The organism is Thiomicrorhabdus sp. Milos-T2 (assembly GCF_000702325.1).
Classification (GTDB): domain Bacteria; phylum Pseudomonadota; class Gammaproteobacteria; order Thiomicrospirales; family Thiomicrospiraceae; genus Thiomicrorhabdus.
Window position 1 is genome coordinate 1,984,661 of the sequence record NZ_KL370891.1, and the last position, 19,330, is coordinate 2,003,990.

16 protein-coding genes are annotated in these 19,330 nt (G+C 37.8%); 2 read left to right on the plus strand and 14 right to left on the minus strand.

Features of this window, described 5'->3' with window-relative positions:
* Positions 1–356: 356 nt before the first annotated feature.
* Positions 357–3,050 (minus strand): bifunctional acetate--CoA ligase family protein/GNAT family N-acetyltransferase, encoded by a 2,694-nt coding sequence (locus tag BS34_RS0109010; RefSeq protein ID WP_029408193.1) that lies wholly within the window; start codon positions 3,048–3,050, stop codon positions 357–359.
* A gap of 28 nt (positions 3,051–3,078) precedes the next feature.
* On the opposite strand from BS34_RS0109010, the gene BS34_RS0109015 reads away from it, so the two are divergent.
* Complete coding sequence (locus BS34_RS0109015; protein ID WP_029408194.1) at positions 3,079–4,002, plus strand: histone deacetylase family protein; 924 nt, start codon at positions 3,079–3,081, stop codon at positions 4,000–4,002.
* Positions 4,003–4,357: 355 nt separating this feature from the next.
* Here BS34_RS0109015 and BS34_RS0109020 read toward each other — a convergent pair whose 3' ends face one another.
* From BS34_RS0109020 to BS34_RS0109080, 13 genes are all read right to left on the minus strand, one after another.
* Entirely contained in the window at positions 4,358–5,206 is an 849-nt protein-coding gene (locus BS34_RS0109020) for a DUF3379 family protein (protein ID WP_029408195.1), read from the minus strand.
* A complete protein-coding gene (locus BS34_RS0109025) occupies positions 5,203–5,736 on the minus strand; it encodes a sigma-70 family RNA polymerase sigma factor (protein WP_029408196.1) in 534 nt (177 codons plus the stop codon). Before BS34_RS0109025 ends, BS34_RS0109020 begins: the two co-directional genes overlap by 4 nt.
* 750 nt (positions 5,737–6,486) lie before the next feature.
* Positions 6,487–7,341 (minus strand): ATP-binding cassette domain-containing protein, encoded by an 855-nt coding sequence (locus BS34_RS0109030; RefSeq protein WP_051640770.1) that lies wholly within the window; start codon positions 7,339–7,341, stop codon positions 6,487–6,489.
* A complete protein-coding gene (locus BS34_RS0109035; RefSeq protein ID WP_233993180.1) occupies positions 7,342–8,388 on the minus strand; it encodes a FecCD family ABC transporter permease in 1,047 nt (348 codons plus the stop codon).
* Entirely contained in the window at positions 8,385–9,365 is a 981-nt protein-coding gene (locus BS34_RS0109040; RefSeq protein ID WP_051640771.1) for a YihY family inner membrane protein, read from the minus strand. Before BS34_RS0109040 ends, BS34_RS0109035 begins: the two co-directional genes overlap by 4 nt.
* 207 nt (positions 9,366–9,572) lie before the next feature.
* A complete protein-coding gene (locus tag BS34_RS0109045) occupies positions 9,573–10,436 on the minus strand; it encodes an HvfC family RiPP maturation protein (RefSeq protein ID WP_051640772.1) in 864 nt (287 codons plus the stop codon).
* Complete coding sequence (locus tag BS34_RS0109050; protein WP_029408201.1) at positions 10,426–11,268, minus strand: HvfB family MNIO-type RiPP peptide maturase; 843 nt, start codon at positions 11,266–11,268, stop codon at positions 10,426–10,428. Before BS34_RS0109050 ends, BS34_RS0109045 begins: the two co-directional genes overlap by 11 nt.
* Before the next feature lie 254 nt (positions 11,269–11,522).
* On the minus strand, positions 11,523–11,924 hold the full coding sequence (locus tag BS34_RS0109055) for a twin-arginine translocation signal domain-containing protein (RefSeq protein ID WP_029408202.1): 402 nt from the start codon (positions 11,922–11,924) through the stop codon (positions 11,523–11,525).
* A gap of 146 nt (positions 11,925–12,070) precedes the next feature.
* On the minus strand, positions 12,071–14,908 hold the full coding sequence (locus BS34_RS0109060; protein ID WP_029408203.1) for an EAL domain-containing protein: 2,838 nt from the start codon (positions 14,906–14,908) through the stop codon (positions 12,071–12,073).
* A gap of 16 nt (positions 14,909–14,924) precedes the next feature.
* Positions 14,925–16,175 carry a hypothetical protein gene (locus tag BS34_RS12655; protein WP_051640773.1) on the minus strand — a complete coding sequence of 417 codons (1,251 nt, stop codon included), beginning with the start codon at positions 16,173–16,175 and terminating at the stop codon, positions 14,925–14,927.
* The gene (locus BS34_RS0109070) at positions 16,176–16,577 is read right to left on the minus strand and encodes a type 2 periplasmic-binding domain-containing protein (protein ID WP_158660999.1); all 402 of its coding nucleotides are present in this window, start codon (positions 16,575–16,577) and stop codon (positions 16,176–16,178) included.
* Positions 16,578–16,716: 139 nt separating this feature from the next.
* A complete protein-coding gene (locus tag BS34_RS0109075; protein ID WP_029408206.1) occupies positions 16,717–17,277 on the minus strand; it encodes a DJ-1 family glyoxalase III in 561 nt (186 codons plus the stop codon).
* A 136-nt stretch (positions 17,278–17,413) separates the two neighbouring features.
* Entirely contained in the window at positions 17,414–18,736 is a 1,323-nt protein-coding gene (locus tag BS34_RS0109080; RefSeq protein ID WP_038126337.1) for a S41 family peptidase, read from the minus strand.
* A gap of 201 nt (positions 18,737–18,937) precedes the next feature.
* On the opposite strand from BS34_RS0109080, the gene BS34_RS0109085 reads away from it, so the two are divergent.
* Positions 18,938–19,255 carry an ArsR/SmtB family transcription factor gene (locus tag BS34_RS0109085; protein ID WP_369699485.1) on the plus strand — a complete coding sequence of 106 codons (318 nt, stop codon included), beginning with the start codon at positions 18,938–18,940 and terminating at the stop codon, positions 19,253–19,255.
* Positions 19,256–19,330: the final 75 nt, after the last annotated feature.

The following is a 19,330-nucleotide window of genomic DNA, read 5'->3' on the forward strand; positions in this document are numbered from 1 at the left end:
AGGCTTCCCGTTACTTTTTGCAGTTTGGCAAAAAGTAACCAAAAAACAAACCCCGCTCCATAAATGGGCAAGTTCTAAGCTTGTGAACTGAAAACGCTGAACTCGCTGCGCTCAAACAGCAGCGTTTCTTTACCGTTCACTACACTAAGAACCTTGCACCATTTATTACAAGGGGAGTTAAGGAGTTTGCCCAAGCTTCAATATTAAGCATCACAAAAGTGGAAAATAACTTAAATCTAATAATGAATTTTTATCAAGTTAGGTTAGTAATTAACTGTTATTTTGTCAACTTAAGTATAATTTTTTACACTTAAATTTCATCACTCAGACTTCCCGTTTAGCATATAGTACTAGCATCAAACTTGATTTAAATTCAACTCTATTTCCACTACCGTAGAATCTCCTTCCATGTGTTTTACGCTAAAGTTATGCTTTTTGACCAATTCAATCATTGAACTATTTTCGCTCAAAACCTCTCCCATCATCTGTTGAAGACCTTTTGCTTTAGCATGCTGAATTAAGCTTGCAAGCAAAGCACTGGCAACTCCTTGATGTTGGTAATCATCACGCACGACTACAGCCATTTCGCAACTTTTACCATCAGGGTTGGTTGTATAACGGGTAACGCCAATTTCAATATTATTACCCTGTTTATCTTGAGTCGTTGCAATAAATGCCATCTCACGGTCATAGTCTATCTGAGTAAATCTAGATAGCATTTTTGGTGACAAAGCTTGCAGGCTATGCATAAAACGTAAATAACGACTGCGTTCTGACAAGTTACGCACAAAATCTATCTCTAATTCCGCATCTTCTGGACGAATAGGTCTTATGGTAAGGTCTAAACCTTTATGAGTTTCTTGATGCTTAATTAACTCACTCGGATAAGGATGAATAGCCATATGTTGATAAGGTTTATAATTTAATGGCAAGGCTTTAATACTAATTCTAGCATCCACGGCCATTGCACCGTTTTCGTCAGCAAATAAAGGGTTAATATCTAACTCCATAATTTCTGGCAACTGCGCCACCATATCAGAAATTCTTAACAATACATTTTCTATTGCGGCATGATCTACTGCAGGTAAGCCTCTAAAATCCTTAAGCATTTTGGCAACTTTAGTCTGCTGAATCATTTTTTTGGCTAAAAATTCATTAATAGGAGGCAAAGCAATGGCATTATCCTTAAGAACTTCTACACTTGTACCACCGCTACCGAAGGTTATAGCTGGACCAAATACTGGGTCTCTAGAGACACCAATCAACAGCTCACGGGCATGAGGACGTTTGAACATGGGTTCAACCGTCACACCATGAATATTTGCATTAGGTTGCTCCCCTTGAATGCGTTCAACCATTCTACTGTATTCACTTCTAACCTCTTGCACACTTCTTAAATTAAGCTTTACGCCGCCCACATCTGATTTATGCGTTAAGTCTGGTGAATTAATTTTTAAACTCACTGGAAAACCTATAGACTCGGCTGCAACCATTGCTTGACTGGGAGAATTTGACTCAATCGCTGGGGTAATAGGCACGCCAAAGGCATTCATAATGGCTCGAGTTTCAGTACTACTCAAGATATTACGGTGTTCACTCAATACCGACTCTATTATCGCTCGCGCACCAGAAACATCAGACGGCTTAGACAACTGATTGGCTGTTGCAGGAGATTGCATTAACAATACCTGGTTATTATGATAGGTTGAGATAAAACTAAAGGCTTCTACCGCAGCTTCAGGAGTTATAAAGGTTGGAATTTTGGCATTACTAAAGAGTGTTCTAGCTTCAGCAACCAGTGACTCACCTAACCAAGCGGTAAAAATTGGCTTATGATTTTTTGTAGCTTTTGTATAGTCAATAATGGCTTGGGCAATCCCTGTAGGGTCGCTCATCGCTTGAGGTGTGAGTAGAATTAATGTGCCATCAAATTGATCATCGTTTTGTAACACATCCAAAGCTTGAGTATAACGTTCACCTGTGGCATCTCCCAAAATATCAATCGGGTTACCGTGCGACCAATGTTCTGGTAAAAACGCATTCAGTTTTTCCATACTTTGCTCACTAATATCAGGCATTTTCACACCTAACTCTGCAGCACGATCCGTCGCCATGACTCCTGGCCCGCCGCCATTCGTTAAAATAGCAAGGCGATTATTTTTAATTTGAATATTATCTGATAACGATTTAGCCGCCGCGAATAACTGTGATATAGATTGAGCTCTCACTGCTCCTGAAAGTTCAATAGCCGCGTTAAAGACATCGTCACCCCCAACTAAAGCTCCAGTATGCGAAACTGCAGCTTTAGAACCTTCAGGCATACGACCAGACTTTAATAAAATAACCGGTTTCATACGTGCAGCAGCTTTTAAACCACTCATAAATTGACGAGAATTAGCTACCCCTTCAATATAGAGAAGAATATTTTTTGTTTGCGGATCTAACGCTAAGAAGTCTAAAATCTCACCAAAATCAATGTCTGCAGCATCACCGGTAGAGATAACTTGAGAAAAGCCAACACCATTGGCTTCTGCCCAATCCAATACCGCTGTACAAATAGCACCTGATTGCGAAACTAGAGCTAAGTTTCCTGGAATCGCTTGGTTTTTACTAAACGTTGCATTCAAGCCAATTTCTGGTCGCAGAATACCTAAGCAGTTAGGTCCAATTAAACGCATGCCATAATTTTTTGCAATCGATGCCATCTTCTGCTGCAAAACTTTACCCGCTTTATCTTCAAAACCTGCCGATAAAATCACCGCATTAGCAACGCCACGCTCACCACAAGCCTGAATAATAGAAGGAATGCTTTTAGCCGGCGTGGCAATTACGGCTAAGTCTGGAACCTTAGGTAAAGTTTCAATATTGGCATAACAGACTTGATTTTGTACCGTATCATGCTTAGGATTAATAGGATAAATATCGCCTTTAAAACCCGCTTTAAGTAAATTTTGAAAGGCATTTCCGCCAACTGATTCAGCACGTTCACTGGCACCAAAAACGGCAATACTACTCGGTTTGAATAATTTAGTAAGATAATGAGGACCCATATCGTTGCCTTAATTGAGAAATTAATAGATGAACCTATATATTAGCAACCCTTTATGTCTTTTGCATGACAATGGTAATGATCATCCTGAAACAGCTGAAAGAATTACCCGTATTCAAGACCAACTGATTAGCGCCCAAATGTTTGACTGGTTTCACCATAAAGAATCAAGAGCCGCTAATAATGATGAAATTGCTCTAGCGCACCATCCTAGATTAATAGAGCACATAGAAAACAGCCTACCCAAAGAAGGCGTGGTAGAAATATCAGAAGATGTGAACCTTTGTCCTGATTCAATGAGTGCCGCACGCTATGCCGTTGGGGCGGTATTAGATGGTATTGATGCCGTACATAACGACAACTATAAACGAGTTTTTTGCAGTGTGAGACCTCCCGGTCACCACGCAGAATATGATGAAGCACAAGGATTTTGCTTATTTAACAATGTCGCTATTGGTGCCGCCTATGCCATTGAAAAATTAGGCTATGAAAGAGTCGCGATTATTGATTTTGATGTCCATCATGGTAATGGCACTGAATCTTTTGTGCGCAAACAACCCAAAGCTTGGTTTGCATCGAGCTTTGAACACCCTCTCTACCCTTTTACCGATCCTAAATCGGATATTAACAATATGGTAAAAATTCCCTTAGAAAAATACTCAAATGGCGAGGTATTTCGTCAGGCCTGGTCTGAACAAGGACTACCAGGCCTGGTAGCTTTTAAACCAGAATTAATTTTAATTTCGGCAGGATTTGATGCCCACGCTTTGGACCCTCTTGCTAACCTACAACTACATGAAAACGACTTTGCTTGGATTACCTCAGAAATCGGTAAAATTGCCGATAAATACTGTCACGGCAAAATAGTATCCGTACTAGAAGGCGGTTATGACTTAGGGGCAGTCAGTGTTTCTGCTCGTGAGCATATACGAACTTTGTTTGAGTTAGATTAAAGGCAGACACCATTATTACCAGGCCTGGTTGTTTATAGTTATTTATAGAGACCTTTGCACAAGAGTATGCACGAGTAAAAATGGTTCTAGGTGCCCCTTGAGGGTAAAAATTCACCCGAATTTTGTTGTACCCCAAGGGCACTTCCGTTGGGCGACAACTTGTGAATAGCTAGCTATTCACTGCGTTTTCCGCCGCAAACGAAGAACTCGACGCCCGAAGGGGTAAGTCGAGAATCAGGCAAATTTTCTCTCATTTTTCTTTCGCACCTATCTCGTGCAAAGGTCTCTTATAATTTAACAACCAGAACAAAACAGTAATCTTTAATATCGTTCGTTAAATCTCACACAACAAACATCAAACAAATCGTACCGCTTTAAAAAAACGTGCTTGGGCTAATAACACTTGGTCCATCGTATTACCGACAATGGCAACAACACCGCCTTTCACGGGAATCATCTCTCCATGATAACCACTTTTTTGAAAAGCCTCCATTGCCGCTAATTTCTGTCCTGGCATCACAATCACCGTAACAGGGTTTCCTGAATCTTGTAGAACAATATGCAAGCCTTGTTGACCTTCTACATCACAAATACCGGCATAACTCATGCCTTCTACGGGTTTATTAAGCTGAGCACCTACACTGGCAAATAGTTGATTTAGCTCTTGATTAGTTTTGGGAAGTTTTACCGCTGTCATTAAGGTTGGGTCTTCCTGAATATGCGCCAAAATATGATTAATGGTATCTTCACCAGAAATAGCATGTGGCGCATTTGGGTTTTGCCAAACGCTAAAGAGTATTGCAAAACCTAATAGGCTAGCAGCAATGCCTCCTAATCGACCTAATTGGCCTAATGCCCCAATACTTCCTAAGCCCGTCAACCTAAATAAATGAGTAAACCAAGGCCCTTTCACCACATTATTATCTTCAATAATTTCAAGTTCATCAGTCGTCCCCATTTCATTATTATTTTTAGAATCAGCAACCGATTCCGCTTGTTGCTGGTAACTCTGCTTTAATAAGATTCGGGCATGCAAACCCTCTGGGACATCTACATCTAAAGCATCTGAAATGTGTTGGTCAAACTCACGTGTTTTTTGAACCAATGTTTTTTTATCTGGGTTCTGTTCTAAAAATGTCAGCATCTCATCATCTAACTGGTGAGGGTGCATCAGTAGCTTGCTACGAAAAGTCATTTCATTCATTGTTTTGCTCCCTCCGGCTTAGTGTTGAAATTAATTGATTCGTTTTCATCATTCATAATCTGTTTAAGTTGCTGTCTTGCTCTAAAAAGGCGGGTGTTTACCGTAGCTAACTTTAAGCCCAACTCAGCAGCAATTTCTTCACCGCTAAATCCCCACATAATTTGTAAGATTAGCGGTTCTTTGTATTCATCTTCTAAGGTCAACATTATTTGGTGTAACTGCTGTTTTTCTAGTTTATGACTAGGTTCATTATGGTAGTCATCCGCCACTAAACTCTCTTCTATTTCTAGCAATTGTGGTTGGTATTTCTCATATAAACGCGCATTTTCTCTGCGTAAAATAGTAATTAACCAGGCTTTTGCGGCATTTTCATCTTTGAGTTTATCAATGGATTTCCAAGCACGCGCAAAAGTCTCTTGCACCAAGTCTTCCGCTAAAGGCGGTTGCTTACATAACCAGTAGGCATAACGATATAAGTCATTAGCGTACGCGGATACAAGCTGTTCAAAAAAACGCTGCTTATTCTGCATTTTGGCTTCTCATTAAAACCCTTGCTCAAGCTATGAACAAAAGTCTTGTTGTTAAAAAGTTAATTGAAATATCCCAATGAGACCTTTGCACGAGTAAAAATGGTTCTAGGTGCCCCTTGAGGGTAAAAATTCACCTGATTTTTGTTGTGCCCCAAGGGCACTTCCGATGGGCGACAACTTGCGAATAGCTAGCTATTCCCTGCGTTTTCCGCCTCAATCAGGCAAATTTTCCCTCATTTTTCTTTCGTACCTATCTCGTGCAAAGGTCTCAATGTTAATAAAGTAGACCGTAATCGTTTGTAAAAATTTCAGCTCTATAAAAAATATTGGGTATATGTCTTTTATGATTGATTAAATAAATCTTTTAACCACGAAGACACGAAAGCACGAAGATTTCTAATCTTTAATACCAGTTTAAATTTAACGAATAACCACTCTAAACGTAATAAATTAATCGCTTTTAAAGCTTACAAATACAGAGCTTATAGAAATAACTTAAGAACGTTAGGCTATGATTTTCGAATCACTTTTATTTATTTTTTTTATCTTCGTGCCTCTGTGTCTTCGTGGTTAATTTTTACAATACTGGATAATCAATCACAAAATATGGATACCCAAAATGTTTAAATTTAAGCCTTATTGACAAAGTTTTAAATAAAAATCAGGCGGTATTTAATCACTTTTACTAAACTCTGTATCTTGAAAAAAGCGCTCAACAAATATTAAGGATGACTAATTAAGAGTAACTTATTAAGAGTGACTGAAGTCAGTCACAATCATGGGGTTTTTGGCTCCATCTAAAGGTAGCACGACCACATTCAAACCCAAGGTTAAATTAATATTATGAGGGGTTAAGACCTCTTTTGGCTCACCTTCTAATACAAGCTTGCCGTCCTGAAGAATTTTGACATTATCTGCAATTTGACTCGTGAGGTTTAAATCATGCAAAACCATAATAATGCCTAGCCCCTGTTGCGCCCACTGAGTAAAAAATGCGCTAAGTTGCTGTTGGTGATGTAAATCTAGACTGGTTGTCCATTCATCTAAAAATAACCACTTACCTTCAAACGGTTTTAAATGGTGACTATTCATTGCTTTTAATGGCCAAATTTGTGCCAAAACACGTGCTAATTGAGCACGTTTTTGTTCGCCGCCTGACAAGGTCATCACATCGCGTTGAGCTAAATGAGTCACATCACAAATCTGCATAACCTCTAACGCAATCTGCTGAATATTTTGCGGATCGACTTTACCCTCTTTTTGCACCTCTGCACCGAGTTCAATCAGCTGCTGTACGCTAATAGAAAAGACAATATTTTGGAGTTGTGGCAACACCGCGCGTTGTTGAGCGAGTTCTGCAAACGTAAGCGTACTTAAAGACGTTTCTTGCCATAAAACGTCACCTTCGTGAGGCTCTAGTTCTTTAGTCATCAAAGATAATAAGGTGGATTTCCCTGCGCCATTTTTTCCTAAAATAACGCTAATTTTTCCCGCTAAAAAATCACTATTTAATTGATCAACCAAGCGATTACTTTGAACGACATAACTTAGATTTTGACAAGTAATAGATTGTGTTGCTGGTAGCGAATTAACGGGGAAAGCCATTTACTTCACCCAAGCTTTACGTTGTTGTAGCAACATCATTAAAAAGAACGGCCCACCTAGCAAAGCCATAAATAAACCAATTGGCAGTTCTGATGGCGCAATTAAAGTTTTGGCGACCCAATCAGCAAACACTAATAAAATCGCCCCGGTTAAAGCGCTAAGAGGAATCAGTTGTCGATGATCTGTACCAATCCATAAACGGACGATATGCGGCACAATTAACCCAACAAAACCAATCACTCCAACCGTCGCGACGGCGACACCGACCATTAAGGCACTGCCCCACATAATTTGCCACTTAATGCGTTTAGCATCGTACCCCATATGTAAGCTGATATTTTCGCCTAACATAAATGCATTTAAAGGCTTGGCTAATCGCCATAATCCCACTGAGGTTAACAGGGTTACCACCAAAACAACCGTTACTGACGGCCAACTGATATTGGCAAACGATCCCATCATCCAAAATATGGCACTACGCATCTGTAAATCGTCAGAAATACTGATTAATAATTGCGTGCTTGCGCCAGCTATGGCATTGATAGCCACCCCCGCCAGAAGCATTAAGGCAACATCGGTTTTACCATAACGAGTCGCTAAAGCGTAAATAAACCAAGTGGCTAAGCCCGCACTTAAAAATGCCGCCAGACTCATCTGCCAATAACTCACGGAACCAAACAGTGTGGAGCCTAAAACGATCATAAATACAGCGCCTAAAGCAGCACTACTCGATACACCAATTAATCCGGGTTCTGCTAAGGGGTTTCTAAACAAGGCTTGCAGAGCAACACCGGCAACTGCCAGCCCTGCTCCAACAACCGTAACAACCACTAAACGTGGCAGTCTAAGCTCCCAAAACACTAATGATTGTTGAGCATTAAAGCCTTGAAGATAGGCCTGCCAACCAATAGAAAGACTTCCCGAACTGATGTGTACCATCATGCCCACTAACAACAGTAATAAAAGCATACTGCTCACAAACCCAATTGATTTAACCCAATTTGATTTGTGTAATGTTTGGATATGCGTTGAAGACTGGGTATTCACTTGGATTGACCTGTTGTCACTTCAGATTTAATTGCTGTGGATTGAATATTTTCTTGGTCATGAATGGTTTTATTTTCCTTAATCTGCCATTTAAGTAACGTCACCACTACCGCACCATTCCAAATCACAATAAACCAAACTAGGTATAGCCAAAGAAGAAATAACGGTACGGCAGCAAAGGCACCGTAAACAACCGCATAAGTTGGGAACCATTCAACATACAAGGCAAATCCAGATTTTAATAACTCAAGTTCAAGCATGGCAAATAAACCACTCATTAAAGCGATTTTAAACGGTACCTTAGCTACCGGAACTAATTTATAAAGTGCAGTAAACCCTAACCAGGCCAAAATTAAAGGAACTATCTTCATGCCTGAGGTAATTTTATCAATCAACGGCGTTGTCTCTACAATCAACGGCAAGGCCAATAGAGATGAACTTAACACTAAACTCATACCCAAAAAAAGTGGCCCAAGTAAGCTAATGCCTAAATAATGTAATAAACTCACCCACCATCTTCGCTGCAAACGTTCTGACCAAAGTCCGTTTAATTTTTGGTCAACCTTCCATAACAACATCAAAGTGGTAAACAACATAACAACCAGGCCTGGTCCTTTTAAACTGGCGGCTTGCTGAGAAAACTTAAAAAGATACTCTTGAATCACAGGCTGCGAGTTCGGCATCAAGTTACGCACAACCTGCTCCATCACCAAACTTTCAAATGAAGAAAAATAAGGCGATACCGAAAACAATCCCAACATAACCGCTAACATCGGAACAATGCCCACTAACGAGGTATAAGCCAAAATGGCAACGGCATCAGAACCTTGTCGAAGTTTAAAATTCAGAAACACTTGCTTCCAAAATGGCCAACTTGCAACCTGTTTAAGTAATCTCAATAGTGTTAAAGGGTTGGATTTTAATAAAGGGGTTGACGCTAATTTTGATTCAAGCGGTGGTTCAACGTGAGAATGCAAAGGTAACTCCAAATATTAGGCTACAAGAGAGATTTGAATTCAAAACTCTCTTTTAAAAACGCAAAAATTATTGATTATAATTATCGCATAAACATTCAGAGTATAGAGAGCTTTACACTAGCAGTGCACAAAAGCAAAGAATAACCAGGCCTGGTAAATTCAAACAGGAATAAAAAAGAAATCTATTATGAGAGATAAATTAAGGTTTTAAGCTGCCTTAACAACTCCCAAACCTTGTAATTTTTGTAAGGTTTGAACCGCGAACTCGGTTAACTCTTCAAGCTTAATCTGCTTACTCGCTAACAAAGGTTCACTAATAGCCAAAAGAGAATCATAAGCAGAAACGCCCGATTTAAAAGACAACAGCCATTGATAAAGCAATGGGGTTAAGACCATAAAATCAATACGTTCTTGCTCAGAGTTTTCACTGTAAACCAATAACGTTGTCGCTTGATTAGGTTTGGTTTTTGGTTGATTCTCTTCAGATAATTGATGAACCGGCCACTCATACGCTAATAACCAAGCTACAGGAGAAATTTCATATTCCAGCTGTAAATCAATTTCAGATTGATTATCGCTATCAAAACCTTGCTCTTCAGAAACCCCTAAAGCTAATTCAACCCACTCATAGTGAGCTAGCTCTAACAAAAATTCAGGATCATTCTCTAAAGGGGTATACTCCGTTTGCAGAAAGTCTAAAAACTCCTCGCCCAACTCATGAAATAACGGGGTTTGAGCCTTATGTTTCGCCATATATTCTCGCACCAATAAAAGCCAGCGCGACTCACCTAAAATTTCATTACACACCGGAAACAATTGACTAAAAAAATCTTGAAGATTATTAAAAAACAACTCTTCGTAAATTTTTAAACGGCGGGCTTCAATGGGTTTTTCGGTCTCTGGCTGATAATTAAATTGTTGCGGATTACGAATATGAGCCGTAAATTGCAGTTGTAATTGCTGAAAATAAGGTAAGCTCTCTAAATCACCCAACTCCGCAAAAGCTTCTGACAAAGCGACCAGGCCTGGTAGTCTTTTAGAATGCGTTGATTTATTTAAATCAGCTCCCATGATTCGCTCTCCAAGCCGTTTGATAGGCACGAATTTGTTCAACTTCCTTTAGCAACTCTTCCATTGGCGGAATATTAAAATCACGTTCCAATAAAGTCGGAACCAATCCATGGTATTGATAGGTTTGCTCTAACAGCTCCCAGACAGCTTCTTTTACAGGCTGCCCATGGGTATCAACTTTTAAATCATCCGCTTCATCAAAATGCCCTGCCATATGAAAATAAGCCATACGTTTTGTAGGCATGGACTGCATATAATCCTGTGCATTATATTTATGATTAATTGCATTCACATAGGTATTATTGACATCAAATAACAGTTCGCAATCGGCTTCTTGCAATACCGCATTAACAAACGCTTGTTCACTCATTTGACTGGTGGGCAGGGCATAAAAAGAGACATTTTCTATACCAATTTTTTGTTCAAGAATATCCTGTACACGTTGAATTCTTTGCGCAACATACTTAACCGCTTCTTCGGTAAATGGAATTGGCATTAAATCATATAAATGACCGCTATCACCGCAATAACTTAAGTGTTCGGTATAAGCACGAATTTGATGGGTTTTAAAAAAGTCTTTAAGCTGAAATAAATAGTTTTCATCTAAAGGCTTAATACCACCTAAATCAAGAGACAAACCATGACAAACAAAAGGAAAACGCTCCGTGAGCGTGCGCAATTTTTTACCCTGTCCGCCACCAAAATGTAACCAATTTTCAGGAGCAATCTCCATAAAATCGACGGCAAAATCTGGCGTATTTAACACTTCATCAAAAAAGCTTCTGCGTAACCCTAAGCCAACGCCTTCAACGGCATATTTTTGTGAACTCATTTTTGGCTCTCTCATTTAGAGGACTTTACACGAGAGGAGTGCAAAGTTTTCTTTTAAACACATTTTAAAATAACCAGGCCTGGTTGATTTGAAATGAACTGATCATTTTAAAAAAATGCTCACATTTATAGCGGTTTAAGAATTTTAATAAAATAAAGCACACAAATTTGATTGTGTGCTTTATGCATTGCAAGGTTTAAGGGTTTACAATGCTTTATTTCTAATAGATAAAACCCTAATGAGCAGGTAAATAATTAGCTTGGTTTCGCACCACATTTACCTTCACCGCACTTGCCTTCCTTTTTCTTGCCGCCACTTTTACCTTCCATCTTCATGCCGCCGCATTTGCCTTCCATCTTCTTGCCACCGCATTTACCTTCCATCTTCTTGCCACCGCATTTACCTTCCATCTTCTTACCACCGCACTTACCTTCCATCTTCTTGCCACCGCACTTACCTTCCATCTTCTTGCCACCGCACTTACCTTCGGCATCAGATTTGGAACCACCACATTTACCTTCCATTGCCACTTGTGAGTAGCCTGACTCCATCTCTTTAAAGCCAAATGGATTCTCAGCAGCAGAAGCAACGCCGGTTACCGATACCATTGCTGCGCCAGCTAATTTTAAAAAATCTCTACGTGAATTCGTTTTCATGACTAATCTCCGATTTCTATTTTTAATAAGAATTTGTAATCCTTGCAATAAATAAGACCTGCAAAAAATTTATTTATTTCAATTAATAAATTTTTTTAAGTTTGATTATAGATGAAAACAGAAAAAGTGAGGTGAGGATTAAAAAACTAGGCGGTTTTCTTTAAGTCTAAAAGCTGTTTTTGAGTCAATAACTCAACTTCTGGTTTACCAATGTAGTACCCCTGAGCAAAATCAACTTGAAGACTAACTAGCTCATCAAGAATCTCTTTATCTTCCACAAATTCAGCGATTGTTTGCATGCCAAAAGCTTTTGCCATAATAACAACACTCTGAATAAACGCTTGGTTTTGCGGAATATTATTTATATTTTGAATGTATGAACCATCTAATTTTACGTAGGTTAATGGCAGCTTTTTTAAATAACTAAATGATGAATAACCGACACCAAAGTCATCTAAAGCAATTGAAACCCCAATTCCGTCGAGATCTTCAAGGTTTTTTAACACTTGTACGAAATTATCGATATAAGCAGTTTCAGTCAACTCAACAATCAAATTCTTAGAGCTAATTGAATATTCCTCCATTAATTGAATAAAGTTTCTGGAGAATAATTGCTCTTGTAATGAAGGGGCCGAAACGTTAACCGAAAATTTTAAATTGGGCTGTTCTTTTAATACAGCTTGTAAATAAGTAAATACGTTTCTAATCACCCAAAAATCAATATCTCGAATCAGTCCAACACGTTCTGCAACAGGTATAAACACCTCTGGTGAGATCCATTCTCCATTTTCTGTCTTTAAACGTAGTAGCACTTCATAGTGACTCACATGATGATTTTTAATAGTTAAAATAGGTTGATAAACGAGTAAAAACAAATCTTTTTGCAACGCTTTTTTTAAATACTCCGTCAACTTATGCTCAGCTTTTAAGTCACTCAACTGGTCATCTTTATAGTCAAAAATATGCCAGTTTTTTAAACCTTTTTTCTTGGCTTTATACATAGCCATATCGGAATGAACAATCAATGTTTGCTCATCAGTGCCGTGTTCTGGAAACAAGGCCCCACCTAAACTCACACTATATTCAACTTTTCTCTCATCATCCAATTTAATTGTACGGCTTAACTTATCAGATAAATTAGCTAAAACATTAGGTAAATGGTCAGCTGAAACGCCTGGTAAAATAATGGTGAATTCATCACCTGCTAAGCGACTGATTGAGTCATTTTCACGAGTATGCTTTTTGAGCTGTTCAGCGATATCAACTAAGACTTTATCTCCGGAAAGATGTCCATAAATATCGTTAATTTGCTTAAAACGGTTAACATCAATAAAGATTACTGCTCCACTTTTTTCACGAGACAGTACCGTATCTAATTCTTTATTAAAGGCACGACGGTTTCCTATTTTAGTCAAACTATCATTGTTTGCTAACCAATGAAGAGCTATTTCATCTTTTTTGCGTTGGGTTATATCCATTCCTATAGATAGAATTTGGTCGTTACCGCTATCATCTTTAACTAAAGTATGTGTCCATGCAAGTGTACGATCTTCACCCTGCTTAGTATGCATATTCACTTCTTGTTGAAAGCTTTCAACTAAGCCATTTTTTAAACTCTCAACACCATCTTCAAACGACTCTCTGTCAAAAGAAGATATAAATAAATCCAAAAAATTAGTATGTTGATTTTTTAACAAATCATTGGCAAATAAGTTGTTATGGCTGGTTGTTTTAAATTTATAGGATTGCGTTAATATGTAAAGATTAGCGTTATCAAAGAGTCTTTGCAAAAAGGCTTTAGAGCGAGTCAACATCTTTATCTTTGAATTTAATTCTTGTTTAGAGATCTCAACCTCATTATGTAATGAGTCAAGTTCGTTAGATAAATAAAGCGTACTATCTTCAAGTTGAGTCAGTTCATCTCGAATATAACCTTGAGAAGATTTTACTAATTCAGACGCTGCTTTATATTGATGTTTTGGCAATAACTCTAGGGCTTTCGCGATTATTAATAAACGTTTAATCGGCCCAAGCATGACGAATATCAAAAATATCTCAGCGACAAACCAACCCACTAAACTTGTAGAGACCTCGCTCATAATTTCTAACTTGAGAAGCTCTTGACGTTTTAATTCATTAGCAATATTCAAGAAATAAGCAGCTGAGCCAACCTGTTTATAGCTACTTGGAATCATTTTTTGAACAGAATAGTTATTATTCCAAGCATTCCATAAAGAAACTGCTTGAATTGAATGAATATCATTTTGTGTGCTGTATTGTTTAAGAATTGGAAACATCTCATCAAAGTTTGTCATTGCCCAAATATAGGCGTTCCATTCTTCTATGTAATGCCCATTTTTTGCGCTAACTTTTTCTTGAGCATCTATAATCACCGCTATATCGGAAGAGCTTACCGCTTGATAACGGGTAATAACATCAGTCATATTTTGACCTAGAATGATAACCCCCAAGCTACCATTTTCAAAGACAAAAGGCTCCATTACAAGTTGTTGACAAGACTCTCTGCAAAAAATAAAATTTTGAGGTTTACGTGTTACTTGAGAAACAAAGAGACGAAGTGAATCATGCAGGCTTTCAAGGGATGCTTGATTTTCAAACTGATGTGCCTCAGCTATAAATTCTTTGTTAACGTTTAGAATGGCAACATAATCAATACCAATATTTAAATTCCAGGCAAACCATTGGTCTTGTAGATATTGATTAACGGATTTTGAGATTTCGGTAACGCTTTTAGATTTTATTTGAGGATTATCGACAATTAACTGTGAATATTGCGATAACTTTATATAGTTATCCGTGATGAGTTGATCTAATATCTTTTGGTGTCTATTTTGGTTTTGCTCTATGCCCACACGGTAGTTGTCTATGTTTTGATAAATACTTTGCGTCACCCATGCCAGGGTAATTAAAAATAGAACCAAACTTAAAAATATTACCGCTTTCCATTTGATGCTAATAAACATAGATTATTAAAAAACCTTAGAATTGGTACGTTAATTGTAGTCCATAAGTATTCCAATGCTCTTTTAACTCAACATCACCAATACCGTCATAGATAGGTATCCAAGCAGTACCATCATTTACAGTCATTTCACCCCTTAAGGTCCAATTTTCATCAAAAAGCCATTTAGCGCCTAAAGTTAGCCCTCTTCCATAACCAGAGTAAATATCAGTCGGACGAGCCACCGTGCTATACGATCTATTATTATTTACTAAATAAAGTTCTTCATAACGAATAAGCGTTTGTATTTGTGGCGTCGTAAACCATTCTGCTTGAATAGAAAAGGCTTCACTCACTGGATCGTTTATCACTTCATTGCCTAAAACCTCATTAGTAATGTCACTAAATATATTTAGATATTCAGCGGTAAATAACCAGTCTTGATAACCATATTGGGCCGATGCTATTACAAATAATGAATCTAACGCCCCACCCGTTATATAATTTCGATAATCAAAAGGGGTGCCAGCCAGTGAATCTAATACAGACTGTGTTTTAGCCTTAGTAACAGACTGCGCCCCGCTCAATTTGGTATTAACTTGAAGAAAACTTAATCCAAAGTTCAAATCATGTTCACTTTCTGGTTTAAAGGTAAGTTGAAATATTTTCAACTCTACGTTTTTAACCTCGCCTTCAACATCTTTACCTAACAAGTAATTTTCCATACTAAGCCCTTCTAGCTCTCGACCACCTGCATAAGCGTTAAAACTAAATAAACCTAGTTCAGAAATATGGCTACCGTATAAATTAATACCATCTGTTGCCAATAACGGATCGCGAAATGCGTCAAAATAAATAGCATTAGGTACCGAAATGCCTGGACGACTTGAAGGTATATCACGGGTAGAATTATACAAACCTAACGCACTTTTAATACGTCCTACACGCACGCCAAAAGAAGTTGTAGCGTTACTATAAGCCAAATAATCTGCAAGTAAAAAATCTACTTTTAAACTACCGTCAGAAGCTTCATCCATAGTACGACTTAATACTTGGCCAGCAAATCTTAATTTAGGGGTTGCCTCCCATGAAGCATTGAGACCCAACTCTCTAAACTCAAAACTTCCATCTTCAGCTTTCGTACCAGAAAATGGGTTATCTGGACTAAGCATATAGCCTTGAGAAACAAATCCATGCAACTGAACTGAATCACTAATATCCAAAGAATAAGCGTGAATAGAAATAGAAAGCAAAAGAGGTAAAGTCATTTTTTGAATTATCGTTTTCATTTACTTTTCCACCGTTAAAGCCTTGACACCTGTCAAGCTTTCTTCTGTTTCTACGTATCCAATTGCACCAGGCGTCATTCGCACTTTTTGCAACATCTCTTTTTCATTTCCTACCACCACGGGGACTCGGCCTGTTCCCGTAAATATTAACCGGCTCCATAACCTTTCTAATTGATGAGGTTGCATTTTGACTTGAGAAATCATGAAGTGACGATACAACTCTTTTTGAGTTGAATAAGTGTATACCTTGATGGGGTGACCATCAGGCCAATGTTTTACCTGCATGGCATAAATACGACCTAGAGATTTAGCACTAATGGTATCTATTTGTACTTGAGAATTCACAACAACGACTGTTTCTGCGTTTATAACCTGAGCTGGAAGCCACAGAATCATAAACACAAAAAATCTTTGTATTAACAAAGTAATATTAAATTTTGATAAGATCAAAATTTCTCTCCATTGGTACTTAATCGTTGCTTATAAATTAACCTTAACAGATTCAAGTTTAATTTGGGATTTTGTACGCATTAAATTTACTCTAACTACGAACGAGACCCTTTTCAACATTTATTCTCACTTCTTGTCCTTGTAACGTTTCTAATAAAACTAAAGCAAAATCCATTGCTGTACCTGGACCACGAGAAGTAATTACTTGACCATCAACAACGACTGGTTGATTGAGATACTTCATGCCTTTGGCTGAATTAATGTCAATGACTCCAGGATAACTGGTGGCATGTTTATCATCTAATAAGCCTGCACTCACCAAAACTTTAGGTGCTGCGCAAATTGCCGCAGATATACCGCCGCGTAACACTGTTTTTTTAAGTAACACAATTATTCTAGGGTCTTGATTTAGGTAATCTGCACCTGGTAACCCACCTGGTAAAACAATCATGTCAAAAGATTCTTCTAAAACTTCATTTAACGTTTTATTAGCGACTAATTGCACTCCACGACTCGCTGTAACCACCTTATTGTCATCTAAGCTTGCAGTGATAACTTCAACCTCACCTCGCACTAAAATATCAATAATTGTTACTGCTTCTATTTCTTCACAGCCTTGTGCTAAAGGCACTAATACTTTTTTTAAATTCATATTATCCCCATCATTCACTTTTTATTAGAGACCTTTACACCTAAATGTCTCTATTATCCAATTACGGTAAAAAAAAAGCCGTATGTCATTTAATTAACATACGGCTTTTTAAGACGAAACTTACATGTGTATTTTGTTAATTTGCCATTTTTTGAGCCAAGGCCATTGCTTTAACAATGCGTAAAGCTTCATTCAGCTCATAATCCTTTTCTAGAATCGTGTTCAGTTCAGAGGCTTTTTTAGCATCTTTATCTGCATCAGTTTTATTTGAAGTATCTGCTTCACTATTTTCTAAATGACCGGCTAAATCACTCTCTTTAATATTGGTCAGATTTTCTTTTTCTACCTTTTCAACTTTAACTAAATCAATTTTTAAATCAGGCTTAATCCCTTCCGCCTGTATTGAACGTCCAGATGGCGTGTAATAACGAGCCGTGGTGACTTTTATTGCCGCACCATTATTTAATTGTAATAAAGTTTGAACTGAACCTTTACCAAAGCTGGTTCTACCGGCTATAAGCGCACGTTTTTGATCCTGTAAAGCTCCCGCTACAATCTCGGATGCTGAAGCCGAACCTTCGTTAATTAAAACGACAATTGGCTTACCGTTCATTACATCGCCTTTTTTAGCTTCAAAGCGCATTTTTGAATTTTTAATACGGCCTTCTGTGTAAACGATTAAACCATCATCTAAAAATGCATCTGAAACTTGAACGGCTGCATTTAAAACACCACCAGGGTTATTTCTTAAATCAAGCACGAGTCCTTCTAAAGGCGCTCCGTTCTCTTTTTCTAGTTTAGCAATAGATTTTATTAAATCTGGACCCGTACGAACTTGAAACTGACTAATTCTAGCGTAACCAATATTGTCTTTTAACATGCGTTGTTTAAGACTCTTAACTTTAATAACCGCACGAGTAATTTCAATTTTTAAGGGTGCATCTTCACCTTTTCTAACTATGGTTAAATTCAGTTTAGTGCCTGGTTTGCCGCGCATAATTTTAACGGCTTCACTTAAGGTTTTGCCTTTAACAGGCTCTTTACCCAGTTTAATGATTAAATCACCCGCTTTAATTCCCGATTTTTGAGCAGGAGTATCATCAATGGGCGAAACCACTTTTACAAAACCATCTTCCATTCCAACTTCCATTCCCAGCCCACCAAATTCACCTCGGGTATGTTCTTCCATCTCTTTAAAATCTTTGGGTGGTAGATAAGCTGAATGCGGATCAAGATGCGAAAGCATTCCACTGATTGCGCCTTCAAGTAGTTGTTTATCATCAATTTCATCAACATAGTCATGTGAAACGCGTTCAAAAACTTCTACAAAAGCGCGTAATTCTTGAAGAGGTAATGAAATTTGATCACTTTTGGCTTCTGAAACAGCCTCTTTGTCAGCCCAAACCGTAGTACCAATAGCGATTAAAGCCCCTAATACCACTCCAGACCCAATCAACATTACTTTTTTTATTCCAGATGTACTCACACTGCTCTCCATGGATATTTTATTTTGTTCTTTATTATCAATGCATTACGAATTATTTAAAATTTAGTCCCAAAAATAACTAGTTCATTATAAATTAACTTAAGGTGACAAATGAGATGGATTTCATTAGAATTCATAACTAATTAATATATGGTTATATAGTGAAATATTAAAATGACAATGCAAGACAGTTCATACTTTGAAATGAAAGAAGATAATATCAACAGAGCGTCCAAGGCCTTAAAAGCAATGGGACACCCTTTAAGACTTAAAATTCTGTGTGTTATCGGTGAACAAGAATTACCTGTTATGGATATTGTTAAACAAGTGGGAACAACTCAAAGTAACATTTCTCAACATATTGATATTTTGCGTGAAAAAGAAATTATTACTTCTCGCAGAGAAGGCAGCAAAATCTTATGTAAGGTTCGTGACCACAATATTCTAATGTTGATGAACGCCATGCAAGAAACATTTTGCCCAGTAGACTAAATATAAATAAACTTTATATTAATTAAACTTTTCATAACATATTGCAAGAATAAGACTCGCTAAAAACACCCCAAT